Annotated in this window: 14 protein-coding genes; 3 read left to right on the top strand and 11 right to left on the bottom strand. The window is 66.6% G+C overall.

The features are described 5' to 3' along the window. Nucleotide 1 precedes the first annotated feature (1 nt). From RND78_RS18815 to RND78_RS18785, 7 genes are all read right to left on the bottom strand, one after another. Nucleotides 2-904, bottom strand: a complete 903-nt coding sequence (locus RND78_RS18815) for a response regulator (protein ID WP_312731152.1) — start codon at nucleotides 902-904, stop codon at nucleotides 2-4. A gap of 69 nt (nucleotides 905-973) precedes the next feature. Beyond that, on the bottom strand, nucleotides 974-2851 hold the full coding sequence (locus tag RND78_RS18810; RefSeq protein ID WP_312731151.1) for a M48 family metallopeptidase: 1878 nt from the start codon (nucleotides 2849-2851) through the stop codon (nucleotides 974-976). Between the two features lie 4 nt (nucleotides 2852-2855). After that, complete coding sequence (locus tag RND78_RS18805) at nucleotides 2856-3443, bottom strand: LemA family protein (protein WP_312731149.1); 588 nt, start codon at nucleotides 3441-3443, stop codon at nucleotides 2856-2858. Between the two features lie 123 nt (nucleotides 3444-3566). Beyond that, nucleotides 3567-4166 (bottom strand): hypothetical protein, encoded by a 600-nt coding sequence (locus RND78_RS18800; RefSeq protein WP_312731147.1) that lies wholly within the window; start codon nucleotides 4164-4166, stop codon nucleotides 3567-3569. Nucleotides 4167-4495: 329 nt separating this feature from the next. After that, the gene (pepN, locus tag RND78_RS18795; protein ID WP_312731145.1) at nucleotides 4496-7135 is read right to left on the bottom strand and encodes an aminopeptidase N; all 2640 of its coding nucleotides are present in this window, start codon (nucleotides 7133-7135) and stop codon (nucleotides 4496-4498) included. Nucleotides 7136-7146: 11 nt separating this feature from the next. After that, nucleotides 7147-7989 carry a DUF2797 domain-containing protein gene (locus RND78_RS18790; RefSeq protein WP_312731312.1) on the bottom strand — a complete coding sequence of 281 codons (843 nt, stop codon included), beginning with the start codon at nucleotides 7987-7989 and terminating at the stop codon, nucleotides 7147-7149. A gap of 82 nt (nucleotides 7990-8071) precedes the next feature. Beyond that, nucleotides 8072-8335: a YeaC family protein gene (locus RND78_RS18785; protein WP_007162881.1), complete on the bottom strand. Its 264-nt coding sequence runs from the start codon at nucleotides 8333-8335 to the stop codon at nucleotides 8072-8074. Between the two features lie 290 nt (nucleotides 8336-8625). Between RND78_RS18785 and RND78_RS18780 the strand changes: the two genes are divergently transcribed. Beyond that, nucleotides 8626-8802, top strand: a complete 177-nt coding sequence (locus tag RND78_RS18780; protein WP_312731144.1) for a hypothetical protein — start codon at nucleotides 8626-8628, stop codon at nucleotides 8800-8802. On the opposite strand, the gene RND78_RS18775 is transcribed toward RND78_RS18780, so the two are convergent. Both RND78_RS18775 and RND78_RS18770 read right to left on the bottom strand, forming a co-directional pair. Further along, nucleotides 8777-9667 (bottom strand): VOC family protein, encoded by an 891-nt coding sequence (locus RND78_RS18775; RefSeq protein ID WP_312731310.1) that lies wholly within the window; start codon nucleotides 9665-9667, stop codon nucleotides 8777-8779. The genes RND78_RS18780 and RND78_RS18775 overlap by 26 nt on opposite strands. Continuing rightward, nucleotides 9664-10422 (bottom strand): serine acetyltransferase, encoded by a 759-nt coding sequence (locus RND78_RS18770; RefSeq protein ID WP_312731143.1) that lies wholly within the window; start codon nucleotides 10420-10422, stop codon nucleotides 9664-9666. The genes RND78_RS18775 and RND78_RS18770 overlap by 4 nt, the downstream gene beginning before the upstream one ends. A gap of 161 nt (nucleotides 10423-10583) precedes the next feature. On the opposite strand from RND78_RS18770, the gene pdeM reads away from it, so the two are divergent. Next, nucleotides 10584-11258, top strand: a complete 675-nt coding sequence (pdeM, locus tag RND78_RS18765; RefSeq protein ID WP_312731142.1) for a ligase-associated DNA damage response endonuclease PdeM — start codon at nucleotides 10584-10586, stop codon at nucleotides 11256-11258. A 219-nt stretch (nucleotides 11259-11477) separates the two neighbouring features. Here pdeM and RND78_RS18760 read toward each other — a convergent pair whose 3' ends face one another. Both RND78_RS18760 and RND78_RS18755 read right to left on the bottom strand, forming a co-directional pair. After that, nucleotides 11478-11702, bottom strand: a complete 225-nt coding sequence (locus tag RND78_RS18760; RefSeq protein WP_312731141.1) for a hypothetical protein — start codon at nucleotides 11700-11702, stop codon at nucleotides 11478-11480. 265 nt (nucleotides 11703-11967) lie between these two features. Next, nucleotides 11968-12849 carry a polyprenyl synthetase family protein gene (locus RND78_RS18755; RefSeq protein ID WP_312731140.1) on the bottom strand — a complete coding sequence of 294 codons (882 nt, stop codon included), beginning with the start codon at nucleotides 12847-12849 and terminating at the stop codon, nucleotides 11968-11970. A gap of 136 nt (nucleotides 12850-12985) precedes the next feature. On the opposite strand from RND78_RS18755, the gene fni reads away from it, so the two are divergent. Next, nucleotides 12986-14035, top strand: a complete 1050-nt coding sequence (gene fni / locus RND78_RS18750) for a type 2 isopentenyl-diphosphate Delta-isomerase (protein WP_312731139.1) — start codon at nucleotides 12986-12988, stop codon at nucleotides 14033-14035. Nucleotides 14036-14054: the final 19 nt, after the last annotated feature.

The following is a 14054-nucleotide window of genomic DNA, read 5'->3' as shown; positions in this document are numbered from 1 at the left end:
CTCAGCTCAGCAGCAGGGCGATGAAGCCGTCACCCAGCCCGGGGAAGGACAGGCTGAAATCGGCACGCCCGTTGTTCTGGCGCCACAGGCTATAGAGCTTCTCGAAGGGTTTCTGCACCAGATGGCTGGTACCCAACACCAGCGGCGAGCCGCCCTTGCCGGCGGAAATCATGCCACTCAGATCAGCCAGGAAGGCCGCCGCGTTCTCGTAGATTTCCCGACTCAGGGTCGCACTGGCGATGGCCGAATGGATGGCAGCGGGCGAGAACCCGGCGAGCGAGCCGCCGAGGATGCAGGCCGCGTTGAGATCCAGCAGGCACACGGCTTCCAATGCCTTGCTCTGCGGATGACTGTAGATGCCGATCAGGTAGGGTAAGGCGAGGCGGTCGACCGGGATCGGCGCCATGGGCTCGATGTGGCAGACGATGGACGACAGCCCGAGCAGCTTCTGGATGACCTGGGTATCGGGGTTGAAGCGGGTCGGCAGTGGCAGACTTTCCCGCTCGGAAGACTGGATGGCCTGCTCGGCGCTGGCACCATCCTGAAGCACCGTCAGCACCGCCTGCTGCAGGGTTTCCTGGGTGAAGGGCTTGGTCACGACGAAGGCCGCTCCGTTGCGATAGGCCTCCTCGACATGGCGCGCCGAGGATTCGGTGGTGACGAAGCCCACCTGGATCTCGGCCCCGGCGCTCTGACGAATGGCCTGCAGCAGCTCCAGGCCCGTCATGCCCGGCATGTGCCAGTCGGTCAGCACCAGGTTGGGCGTCCAGTCACTCAGAAGCGCCAGGGCTTCTTCGCCGGTAGAGGCCGTGCGCAGCTCGCTGTCCTTGTACCCGGTGTTGGCCAGGATGCGCTTGATGATGGTCTGAACCGCTCGGCTGTCATCTACCACGAGGAATTTCATGCCCCTTCCCTGCTCTGCATACGTCAGATTATTTCCCAGGCCAGCATACGCCCACGAAAGCGCCTTGGATCAGGAATTCGATAGCAGTTGGCTAGCATCGACCGAACGGTGGAAAGCTCGTGATGAAACGTCATCGGTCAGCGAAGCGCTTTCTTTAACCAGTGGCCGGGGCAATTCCAGCATCGCACAGAACAGCCCGAGCAGTTCTAGCTCGGTGGTTTTCACCTTGTTATCCGCTTCGATCAAGCAGAGCAAGCCCTCCAGGACCAGCGTGCGGGCTTCCGGCACCAACAGGGCAAGGCCATCGAGGGCCCGCTCCAGCGCTGGGCGCCATAGCGGCGGTGGTGTATAGACGAGATGCCGTCCCGGAAAGGTCGCGGCGATGGCAAGCAGGAACGCCCGCTGCGCCGCCTTGAAGCTGTCATGGGCCTGCTCGGCCACCACGGCATAGAGTGCGACGATGGCCGCCTCGCCCTGGGCCAGGGTAAGGCGACCGGCGGGGCGCTGGCGGGCCGGGGCCAGGCTGGCGACCAGTTGGCGCTGCAGCACCCTGGCCAGGCAATAGCTGCTCAGATCGCTCGCGGCGCGAGGCTCCAGACGGGCCTTGAGCGCTACCAGTACCTCGCGCAGCCTCGCCCGCGGCAGTTGTCGCAGGGCCGGAAAGGTCAGTTGCGCCAGGGGCAGCCGCAGGGCGGGATGCAGATCGACAAGGTCACCGGCCAGCGCGGGGGTCAGGGCCGGGGCGGACGCCCCGGCCAGATGCAGGAGCAACGGCCAGGCCACGTCGGGCTGACGGGTGCCTTCGCGCAGGCGCACGGGCAACGCGGTGAGCAAGGCGGCCGCCGCCGCGACCGAGGGCAGCTCTGCCATGGGTACCGCGGCGGCAGACTCGGCCCTGACCACTGGCGGCGGCTCGCCCGCGACGTAGGCCTTGCCCAGCGGAATGCTGGCTTCGGCCCGCAGACGCTGCAGTTCGTGCGCCGAAAAGGACGGATCGAGCTGCTGGATACGCTCGAGCAGCGGCGGATGGGTGGCGAACCAGGAGGCGCCGGCGTCACCCACCAGCATGTGGGCGACGCTGCGCGCCTTGGGGTGGTAGAGCCGCCCCTGCAGGGGATGCGCGGCGATCTTTTGCAGGGCGCCGGCGAGCCCCTGTGGATAGCGGGTGAACTGCACTGCCGAGGCATCGGCCAGCCGCTCCCGCGAACGGGATACCGCGGCCTGGATCAACAGCGCGCAGCCCAGGCCCAGGGAGCCGCAGACGTATAGGGTCAGGCCGAAGACCACCTCGAACAGGGTGGCGGCCTGCAGCGATCTCTTGCCCGAGCCACGGGCGCGGGTGACCAGCAGTTCGCGGCCCAGGTCGGCGAGCAGGCTGATGCCGTGCAACCAGCCGATCAGACGTAGGTTGAGGCGCATGTCGCCATTGAGCAGATGGCTGAATTCATGGGCGACCAGGCCTTGCAGCTCGGCGCGATCCAACCGCTCCAGGGCGCCATGGGTCACGCAGAGCACGGCGTCGGCCGGACCGTAGCCGGCCACCAGGGCGTTGATGGCTGGTTCGTCGGCCAGCAGGTAAAGACGCGGCACGGGGACGGCCGCCGCGATGGCCATTTCCTCCACCACGTTGCGCAGCCGCTGGGCAGCGGCCCCGGCGAGTTCGTCCAGGGGCGTGGCGCCCAGTGCCGTCACCACCGCTGCGCCGCCCTGGCGCGCGAGCTGGCGGACTTTCCACAGCGAGGCGCCAGTCAGGACCAGCAGCAGGCCGAGGGCCGTGAGCAGTTGAGCCGCCCCTACCCCACCCAGGCGCGCCACCACACCTGGCGACAAGGCCAGGGGCGCGACGCTGCCACCCACGGCAGCGAGGCCGAGCAGAATTAGGGCGAACAGCAGGAAGCACAGCCGCGTCCGGCGTCGGGCGGCAGACTGGTCGAGAACGAAGCGCACCGGTTCAGCCCAGGCTGATGCGCGGCGCCTGGCGGGAAACGCCCTCCTCCAGCGGCAGCGGCTGTGCCCGAACGAAGGCGAAGCGGGCCGCGAGCAGATTGCCGGGGAAGGTCTCGCGGCGGTTGTTGTAGTCCATCACCGCATCGTTGTAGGCCTGGCGCGCATAGGCGATGCGATTCTCGGTAGACGCCAGCTCTTCGCTGAGCTGCTGTACGTTCTCGCTGGCCCTGAGTTCGGGATAGCTCTCGCTCACCGCCAGCAGCCGGCCAAGGGCCTGGCCGAGCTGGTTCTCACTGGCGCCCAGGGCCTGCAGGGCCGCCGGATCGTCCGGGTGGGTCTTGGCTTTCTGCAGGCCGAATTCCGCCTGCTGGCGCGCGGCGATCACCGCCTGCAGGGTCTCGCGCTCATGGCGCAGATAGCCCTTCACCGCCTCCACCAGGTTGGGCACCAGGTCGTGGCGGCGGGTGAGCTGGACGTCGATCTGGGCGAAGGCATTGCGGCAGGCGTTACGCGCCGTGACCAGGGCGTTGTAGAGGCTGACGGCGAACAGGCCGATGGCCACCAGGGCGGCCAGCAACAGCAGCAGTTTCATCGAATCGTCCTTGAGCTAGGCCGGAAGGCTCCAGTCTAGGGACTTCCACCCAGCCGCAGTCCACCGCACGACGGATGTGGCGGTTGAGCGGATGGCTGGTGTGACCAGCCCGCAAGCGACCGCTCAGGACGGAGCTGGCGCGTCGCTGTCGGTCGGCGTGCGCGGTGCCGAGCCCACCTTGCGGCCGGGATGCAACTCCGCCATCAGGGCATCCCGCTCCTGACGAATCTGGGCCAGGGTGGTCTGGGTCCGGGTCAATTCTTCCTGCAGGCGCTGGGCCCGGGCCTCGGACGCGCGCAGCTCACGATTCTGCGCGCGCAGTCCGGTCACCACCTTGTGGGCACGAGTGAGCCGCATGACCATGTTGTCCACCTTGAGCTCCAGGGCTTCGCGGTGGGACAGCAGCTCCTCTACGTAGGGGTCGTCGCTCTTCTTCCAGTCGGGGTAATTCTCGTCGTACACCTCCTCCGGGCCTTCGTCGAAGAGGTCGACGTTACGGTTCGGCGCAGGGCCGGGAGGGGTTGATGGCGGGGCCTCGGCCGGGGGGACAACGATCTCAGGCGAGATGACAGACGATGCGTCCTCGTTCTCGCTCTCGACCTTGGCGGCGGTGTCGTTGGCGAAATGACGCTGCCAGAGGAGGAACACGACGAGGGCGATCAGCAGGATGTTGCACAGGGTTATCAGGACGAATCCCCAATCCATCAACTGTGCATGACTCATCTGCCGCTCCGTTCTCTGCCGCTGGGTGTGCCGGGTTGCTCATGGAGGCCTATCGCCTACCCTGTCGGCGGCTATTCCTCGTTCTGCAGCTGATTTGAATACAGCTGTCAGACTAAAACACGTCTATCAGCCAAGCGGCGTCCGAGTGGAGACGAGTTGCCTGGCACACGGAAGTGCGCGCCTTTTCGGTCGCGAGGCGGTAGCTGATGTCCGACTATAGCCGCCGGGGAGATGACGGGCGAAAAAAGCCCGACGGCTAGACGTCAGGCCCTGATGGAAGATGCCGGGCTTCGCGGCGCGAGGCCCGGCAAGGAGCTCTGCCGAAGGCGTTATGCCAGGCTCTTGCTCACCACCTCGTAGACATCGCTGGACAGCTCGCCGCTGGCCAGGATGCGTTCCAGCTCGGCGCGCATCAGCGCCTGGCGCGCCGGGCCGTACTTCTTCCAGCGGGTCAGGGGCGTGAGCAGGCGCGAGGCGATCTGCGGATTGAGGCGGTTGAGGGTGATAATCTGGTCGGCCAGGAAGCGATAGCCGCTGCCATCCTCGGCGTGGAAATTGACCAGGTTGGCATTGGCGAAGGCACCGATCAGCGCTCGCACCTTGTTGGGGTTCTTCAGGGTGAAGACCGGGTGCTCCATCAGCGCCTGGACGCGCGCCAGACCGCCCGGCAGCGGGCTGGAAGCCTGGACGCTGAGCCAGGTATCCATCACCAGCGGATCGGCCTTGAACTCCTCGAAGAAGCGCGCCAGCACATCCGCCTTTTCCTGCTCGAAACCGGAGTTGACCAGGGCACTCAGCGCGGCCAGGCGCTCGGTCATGTTGTCGGCGTTGTCGAACTGTTCCAGAGCGGCATCGCGGGCCTCCGGCTCTTCCAGCAGCATCAGGTAGCCGAGCGCGGCGTTTTGCAGGCTGCGGCGGGCGATATGGTCCGCGCTGGCCTGGTAGGGCGTGGCGCGCGACGCCTCGCGGGCACTGCGGTAGCGCTGCCAGAGCACGTCACGCAGGGCCTCGGCGATGGCCAGGCGAGCCTGGCGGCGAGCACCGTGGATGGCGCTGGGATCGGCCTGCTCGGACAGCTCCACCAGATAGGCTTCGGCCGGCAGCGACAGCATCTCGGCAACCATGGCCGGATCGAGGGACTCGTCCGCGGCGACGGTGCGCAGGGCCTCTACCAGACGGCTGTCCAGTGGCTGGCCGGCGATCATGTCCTGCAGCACCTGGACCGCCAGCTGTTGGCCAGCGTCCCAACGATTGAAGCCGTCGCTGTCGTGCTGCATGAGGAAGGTCAGCTGCTCGCGGCTGTAGGGGAAGCTGAGCTTGACCGGCGCGGAGAAGCCCCGCAGCAGCGACGGCAGCGGCCGCTCGGGCACCTCGACGAAGACGAAGGTCTGCTCGGCCTGGGTGACCGACAGTACCCGGTCGGTACCCTGGGCCGCGTCCTCGCCTTCCAGGCGCAGCGGCAGCTCGCGACCCTGGCCATCCAGCAGGCCCAGCTGGACCGGGATGACGAAGGGTTCCTTGGTCGGCTGGCCCGGGGTGGGCGGGCAGCTCTGGCTGAAGGTCAGGCGATAGGTCTTGGCCGCGGCGTCATAGCTGTCGCTGACCGCCAGGCGCGGAGTGCCGGACTGGCTGTACCAGCGCTTGAACTGGCTGAAGTCGGCACCGTTGGCGTCTTCCAGGGCCTTGACGAAGTCGTCGCAGGTGACCGCCTGGCCGTCGTGGCGCTCGAAGTAGAGATCGGTGCCCTTGCGAAAGCCCTCCGGCCCCAGCAGGGTGTGCAGCATCCGCACCACCTCGGCGCCCTTCTCGTACACCGTCAGGGTGTAGAAGTTGGAGATCTCGATGAAGTGGTCCGGGCGCACCGGGTGGGCCATGGGGCCGGCATCCTCGGCGAACTGGTTGGTGCGCAGGAAGGCCACGTCCTCGATGCGCTTGACCGTCGGCGAGTTCATGTCGGAGCTGAAGCCGGCGTCGCGGAACACGGTGAAGCCTTCCTTGAGCGACAGCTGGAACCAGTCGCGGCAGGTCACGCGGTTGCCCGACCAGTTGTGGAAGTATTCGTGGGCGACGATGGCCTCGACCCGCTGGTGGGCGGCGTCGGTGGCGGTGCGCGGGCTGGCCAGCACGGCGCCGGAGTTGAAGATGTTGAGGCCCTTGTTCTCCATGGCGCCCATGTTGAAGTCGTTCACCGCGACGATCATGAAGATGTCCAGGTCGTATTCGCGGCCATAGACCTCTTCGTCCCAGCGCATGGACTTCTTCAGGCTGTCCATGGCGTGCTGCAGCTTGCCGATGTTTTCCGGCTCGACATAGATGCGCAGGGCCACGTCGCGACCGCTACCGGTGCGGTAGCGGTCTTCCACGGACCGGAGATCACCGGCCACCAGGGCGAACAGGTAGGCCGGCTTGGGGAAGGGGTCCTCCCAGGTGGCCCAGTGACGGCCACCCTCGGCGTCGCCACTGGCCACCGGGTTGCCGTTGGAGAGCAGGATCGGATACTTGGCCTTGTCGGCTTCCACCGTGGTGGTGAAGACGCTCATCACGTCCGGCCGGTCCAGGTAGTAGGTGATCTTGCGGAAACCTTCCGCCTCGCACTGGGTGCAGAACATCTTGCCGGAGACGTACAGCCCTTCCAGGGCGGTGTTGGTCTCCGGATGGATACGCACCGAGGTCTTGAGCACGAAGGCCTCACCCCGCGGCTGCAGGGTCAGGCTGCCACCCTCGACCTGGTAGTCGCCCGCCGCCAGGGCCTGGTCGTCCAGGGCCACCGTCAACAGCTCCAGTTCCTCGCCGTGCAGTACCAGCGGCGGTAGGCCACCACCACGCGCGGGGTTACGCTGCAGCCGCAATTCGGTATGCACCAGGGTCTGGTCATCGTGCAGCTCGAATCTGAGGCGGGTTTCCTCGATGAGGTACTCCGGCGCCTGGTAGTCCTTGAGGTAGATGGTCTGGGGCTGGTCGGTGCGCATGGCTTACGTCCTTACATCTCTGCTGCGGAGGCGGACACGGCCAACTGGTAGGCCGTGTACTTGCGAATGTTGATCACGCCGGTGTCGAACATCAGGTATTGACCCTTGATGCCCAGCAGCGTGCCTTCAACCACGGGGGTCTTTTCCAGGTCGTGGCTGACCACCTTGGTGGGATAGACCGTCACCGGATAATGGATCTCGATGGGCGCCATGTCGACCACCGGCTGAATCGCCTGCAGGCCGAAGCGGCCCTGGAGATCGTCCAGCCCCTGGGCGCAGGCATCGAAGATCCGCTCGCGCACCTCGACCAGGTCCGCCGGCGCAGCCACGCCCTTGAGCATGGCGCGCCAGTTGGTGCGATCGCTAACCTGGCTGCGCAGCACGTCTTCCACCAGGCCGGATTGCTGGCGGGTGGCGACCCTCAGGATCGGCAGCGCCTGGTAGGCACCCTGGTCGATCCAGCGGGTGGGCAGCTGGGTGGCGCGGGTGATACCCACCTTGAGGCCCGAGGAATTGGCCAGGTAGACCACGTGGGGCATCATGCAATAGGTCTCGCCCCACTCCGGTTCGCGGCAGGTGCCGTGTTCGTAGTGGCATTTCTCGGGGCTGACGATGCAGCTGTCGCACTGGGCCAGCGCGGTGAAGCAGGGATAGCAGTAGCCCTGGCTGAAGCTCTTGCGGGTCTTGCGTCCGCAGTGGGTGCAATGGATGGCGCCCAGGTATTCGAGCCGCACGCGACGGCCGATCAGCGGATTGACCGGCACCTCGCGCTCATCGAGGCGAAAGGCGTAGTTCACGGGGTCGGCCAGGGTCACGGCCATCTTGCGCAGGGCGCCACGGCCCAGTTCGGTCATCACGGTGGTGTTTCTCTATTCTCTAAAAAGCGCGAGGTGCCTCTTCTCGCGAAGGGCACCTCGTCGGGCGATGCGCGGACGATCAGTGAATGGCGTCGGACTTGAACAGGATGTTCTCGATGGGTACCGACTTGGAAGCGCATTCCTGGGGCCCCATGTAGCCGGTCCGCTGGTCCTCGGGCAGGTGCTTGGCCTCGTAGGCGATGACCGCCTGCAGGCATAGCTCCACCTGGTCACGGCTCAGCTTGCGGCCATCGGGCCATTTGCCGATTTCCACGGCCAGCTTCAGGCCCTCGTAGATATCGGGGGTGATGTTTTCCAGCATCTGGGCGAAGGACGTCGACATGGGTCGCTCCGGACTCTAGTGAATCACCAGTTTACCGGGCCGACGACGGCCATGCACCTCGGTGAGGTCAATGGTGGTCATAGGTTGTGTTTCAGTGGATCGCGGCCATGGGCCGCTCCTACAGTGGCCCCGTAGGAGCAACTGTCTTATCACCTGAGCCCCGAAGACGAACATCCGCTCGAAGCGCCCCCTCTCCCTCGGGGAGGGCTGAGGGAACGCTCGTGGCGAACTCCCCGTGGAAAAGGCTGCGCCGTTTTCCACACTACGGGATGCTTTTGTAGGAGCGGCCCATGGCCGCGATTCGCCGTGTAGCCTGGATAACGGCGCAGCCTTATCCATGGATCAAGCACGTACCCATTGTGGAAAACGTTGGCGCGGTTTTCCACGCTACGGATAACTTCGACCCGGACCGCCCTGGCCGCGATCAACCCTTTGCCGACCTCACCGCTCGGCGAACTCCAGAATGACGTTGCCGCAGTGCTCAGGCGCCACCTGCAGGCAGCCGCCTTGCTCGACGCCCGCGAGGCCACCGTCAGCCAGCACCTCGCGCACCTGCGCCAGGCTGGCTACCGCCACCCGGATGGCGATGGCATGGGGGCGCTCGGCGCGGGCCTGTGGCAGACCGACCGCTGCATACTCGGCAGCCGCCTGCTCGGGTGTCAGGGCACGCAGGAGGCCGCAGCCCGTGTCGGCCTGGAGCGAGTCGCCGTCGCGCCCTACCGCCGCCTCGCCGTAGAGCAGCCGCCAGCGTGCAGCCAGGCGTTCCGGCTCGGCGGCTACGTAGGTCAAGGCGTCGATACCCAGGGCGCCGTTGGGATGCTGTTGCCACCCTGGCACCCAGATGAGTTCGGGGCGATGCTGGTGGCAGATGAAATTGGACACGTCCGGCAGTTCGTCATCGAGGAACAGGCCGAGGGACACCACCGCCTCGCCGGGGCTGCCATCGGGCAGGCGCATGGCGCGGCGGAAATCGATGCGGCCCTGGCTGGCGAGTCCCCGCGTGACCAGGTCGGCATGGTCGCCATCGCAATCGGTACTGTGCAGCGCCACCAGGGACACGCCCTCCTCCCGCGCCAGGAATTCACCGAGCCGCCGACCGAAGCAGAAACCGTCCACCGCGCCGGTGCCGAACTTGGCGGGATCGGCTACGCCGATCAATTCGATGAAGTTGCTGGGAAACATCATCAGGCTGGTGACGGTGCCCCAGGGATGGTAGCTGATGGGCGACGGCGCGAAACCCAGGCGCCGATAGTTCGCCAGGGCGGCGGCATGGTCCCGCACGCTGACCAGGGGATGATCGATGCCGAAGCGTCGCTGGGCCAGGGCCATCAGACCACCTCCGCGGCTTGCAGGGCGCCCAGGGCGGCGGGGACCGCTCCCAGGTCGCGCGCCGGTACGCCACCGACGACCCGCCCTGCCGGCACCGGACGGGTCACTACCGCGCCGGCGGCCACCAGGGCGCCGGCACCCACCTCGATATTGCCCAGCACCGTGGCCCCGGCGCAGATCAGCGCGCCGCGGCGAATCTTGGGATGCCGGTCGCCGCTCTCGTTGAGGGTGCTGCCGAGGGTGACGCCATGCCAGAGGCTGACCTCGTCCTCCACCACCGCCGTCTCGCCGATCACCAGGCCCAGACCGTGGTCGACGAAGAGGCCACGGCCCAGGCGCGCCGCCGGGTGCAGATCGAGCCCCCAGGCGGTGGCCGCCCAGTTCTGCAGCAGCACCGCCGGATGCCGCTCGCCGGTTTGCCATAGGCGATGCGCCAGGCGCTGCACCTGCACCGCGAGGAAGCCACGGAATTCGAGAAAGCCGCAGAGTTCGTCCGGGCAGGCCGGATTGATGAGCGCCAGGCGCTGCAGGTCTGCAGTGGCGGCGGCGAGGACGTCCGCGTCGAGCAATTCGACGAACCAGCCCTGCAGTTCCACCCCGGCCGCGGGTTGCGCCAGCCCTTGGGCCAGGCGATCGGCCAGAGCATCGGCGAAGGAGTCATGCCGCAATACCCGCGCCTCGAGATAAGCGGCCAGCCGCGGTGTACGCGCCGCCTGATCCTGGGCCTGCTGCTGCAGCCGTGGCCAAAGTGCCGTCATAGATTCCGCTCCCTGTGCGTCTCAGCCAATCCAGACGAGTATGGTCTGCCCATCCGTCGCTACCAATAGCCGATCCGGGCGCCTGTGTTGCCCAGGACGCAACGCTGCTGAACCCTGGAACGCAACGGCCATCAGAGCAGGAAGCGTTTTCTGGAGCCGTCATGCCTGCCTACCACTCCCTCGTCCTCGCTGGTATCGAACTCTGGCTGCTCGCCGAAAAGGCCGTGTACTGGCCAGCCCGTCGTGCACTGCTGGTGGCGGACATCCACTTCGGCAAGGCCGCGGCCTTTCGCGCCCTGGGCCAGCCGGTGCCGCACGGGACCACGGCCGGCAATGTCGCTCGCCTGGACGGCCTGCTGGAACGCTACGACTGCCGGGAGATCATCTTTCTCGGTGACTTCCTGCACGCCCCGGAGTCCCGCGCGCCTCTTACCCTGGAGACGCTGGAGCGCTGGCGGGAACGCCAGGCCCGGCTGCGCATGCTGCTGATCCGCGGCAATCACGATCGCCGCGCGGGTGACCCGCCAGCCACCCTGGGCATCGACGTGGTCGCCGAGCCGCTGGAGCTGGACGGCCTGTCACTGCAACACGAGCCCGATCCGCACCCGCGCCTGCCGGTGCTGGCCGGCCACATCCATCCGGCCTTCCGTTTGCACGGTCGCGGCCGCCAGGCACTGCGTCTGCCCTGTTTCTGTCTGGAGAACGATGAGGTCCTGATCCTGCCGGCCTTCGGCGACTTTACCGGCGGGCACCTGCTGGCGCCCGATCCGACGCGGCGCTTCTTCGTGGTGGGGGATGGGGGTATCTGGCCCCTGCGCCAGAGCCAGACACCTTAGAGCCTGTTCATAATCTCGCGAGCTAGAGCCAAACAAGGCGCAACGACCAGCGGGAGTAACAGCCGAGGGCTGGCCCGCAGGGTGAGCGCCAGCGAATCAAAGGGCTGAGGAAGCGGACCGGGCTCGCGAGCGAGTTTACGAGTGGTAAATGAGCATTCCGGAGCCATTTTCAACGCCGTTTGGCCGACGCGCAGCAGATTTTGAACAGGCTCTTAGCGGTCAACCTTCCTCGGTGATCCCGGTAATGGTGATGCCGTGGCGCTCCAGCAGGGCCACGGTCGGCTCGTCGTAGTCCCGGGGGACTTCGCTGTCGTCGTACTCTTCCAGGGCATCGTCGCGGACGATCTGGGCGATGCGCTCCATGTCGGGCTTCTGCTCGGCCTCGGTGGACACCACCGAGGTATTACCGTCGCTGTTGCTGTAGGCGATTTTCCACTTCGACATCTCGAGACTCCTCTATTGGAAACGGCATTCAAGAGGTTAGAGGGCAAGATGCCGAGGAATTCGCCCTGAGAAACTATTCACGATCTCGCGAGCTAGAGACAAACAAGGCGCAACGACCAACGGGAGTAACAGCCAACGGCTGGCCCGTAGGGCGAGCGCCAGCGAATCAAATGCTTGAGAAAGCGCAGTTTACGATTGGTAAATGAGCATTTCGAAAACATTTTCAACGCCGTTTGGCCGACGCGCAGCAGATCGTGAACAGTTTCTAACGCGGACGAAAGATGATATCGAGCAGGCCCGCCAAGGCGCCATCGGCACAATCCGCCGCGGCCAGGGCGTCCCGCGCCTGCTTGAGATGGCTCTGCAGCTGGCGCTGGGCATGCTCACGGCCCAGCAGGCTGACCAGGGTGGACTTGTCGCCGTCCTTGCCGGCGTCCTTGCCCAGGCCCTTGCCGTCGTCGAGATCGTCGAGCAGCTGGAAGGCCAGGCCGAGCTGGCAGGCGAAGACGTGCAGCGCCTCGCGCTGCCCCGCGGTGGTAACCAGGGTCAGGCCGGCCATGCCCAAGGCAGCGGAGAACAGCGCCCCGGTCTTGAGCTGGTTGGTGAGGGCGATGGCATCGGCCGGGCGCGCTTGCCGCCCCCCGTGCAGATCATGGTACTGGCCGCAGACCAGTCCGGCGGTACCCACGGCATCGGCAAGCTGGCAGACCATCTGGGTCCGGATCTCCGCCGGTACCCCTTGCAGGCCGGCCACCAGGCGCAGGGCATGACTGAGCAGGGCCACGGCGGCCAGCATGGCCACGTCCTCGCCATACTGCACGTGCAACGTCGGCCGGCCGCGGCGCAGGCGGGCGTCGTCCATGCACGGCATGTCGTCGAGGAACAGCGAGGCGGCATGCACCATCTCCACCGCGCAGCCCAGATCCAGCACGGCGTCGTCGGGTTGCCCGAGATCATCGGCGACCAGGATCATCAGCAACGGCCGCAGCCGTTTGCCGGGCGCGAGGACCCCACTGCGAATGGCCTCGGCGACGGGATCGTCACCGGCCGGCAACAGCCCTGCCAGACGCTCGTCGATACGGGTACGCTGCCATTGCAGGGTAGCGGCGAAATTGTCTGTCGCGTTCGGCACTAATACGGTCGCCATGAGTCGAGATACTCCAGGTGTAGGACCGACGAACGGTCGCACCTCGGTGGATTAGGTCCTTCGCAAAGCGAACCCGTCGTCCCCTACCAGACCACAACGACCGACGAAAGGTCACTCAGGGCGGACTCTAGAAGACATGGTGGATTGGGAACTGGCAAGCCGCAAGAACGACCATCTGGATATCGTGCTGGATCCCCACAAGGCCCGCAGCGCGATCACCACGGGCTTCGATGCCCTGAGATTCGCCCATTGCGCCCTGCCTGAACTCGACCTGGACGACATCGATCTCCGCACCCGGCTGTTCGACCGCTCTCTGGCGGCACCCCTGCTGATCAGTTCCATGACCGGCGGCCCCGAGCGGGCCGCCTTGATCAATCGTCATCTCGCGGAAGCCGCCCAAGCCCTGGGTATCGCCCTGGCCGTCGGCTCCCAGCGCATCGCCCTGCAGCAGGGTGGCGACCAGGGCCTGACCAGCGAACTGCGCCGGCTCGCGCCGGACGTGCCGCTGCTGGCCAACTTCGGCGCGGCGCAACTGGTGGCAGGGTATGGTCTCGACGAAGCCCGGCGCGCCGTGGAGATGATCGAGGCGGATGCCCTGATCATCCATCTCAATCCCCTGCAGGAAGCCGTGCAGGCCGGCGGTGATCGCCGCTGGCACGGCATCCTGGGCGCCCTGGAAAACCTGGTTACACATCTCTCCGTGCCGGTGGTCGTCAAGGAAGTGGGGGCAGGCCTGTCCGGGCGGGTCGCCCGCCAGTTGCTGGACGCTGGCGTAGCCGTGCTGGACGTGGCGGGTGCCGGCGGCACCAGCTGGGCGGCGGTGGAAGCCGAGCGCGCCCGCGACGAGCAGCAGCGCGCCATCGCCCGCGCCTTCGCCGACTGGGGCATCCCCACCGCCGAGAGCCTGCGCCAGGTGCGCGCCGCCTGCCCGCAGGTGACCCTGATCGCCTCGGGTGGCGTCCGCGACGGCATCGACGTGGCCAAGGCCATCCGCCTCGGTGCCGACCTCGCCGGCCAGGCGGCCGCCGCGCTGCCCGGCGCGACCCAATCCACCGAGGCGGTGATCGCGCATTTTCGCGTGGTCATCGAGCAACTGCGCATCGCCTGCTTCTGCACCGGCTCGGCCGATCTGGCCCAGCTGCGCCAAGCCGAGCTGCTGGACGCCAACGCGCTGCAACGCCCATAGTGAAGGCCAGCCGACCGGA

It is taken from the genome of Pseudomonas oryzihabitans (genome assembly GCF_032027545.1).
Classification (GTDB): Bacteria; Pseudomonadota; Gammaproteobacteria; order Pseudomonadales; family Pseudomonadaceae; genus Chryseomonas; species Chryseomonas oryzihabitans_F.
This window is presented reverse-complemented; position numbering and strand designations above follow the sequence as displayed.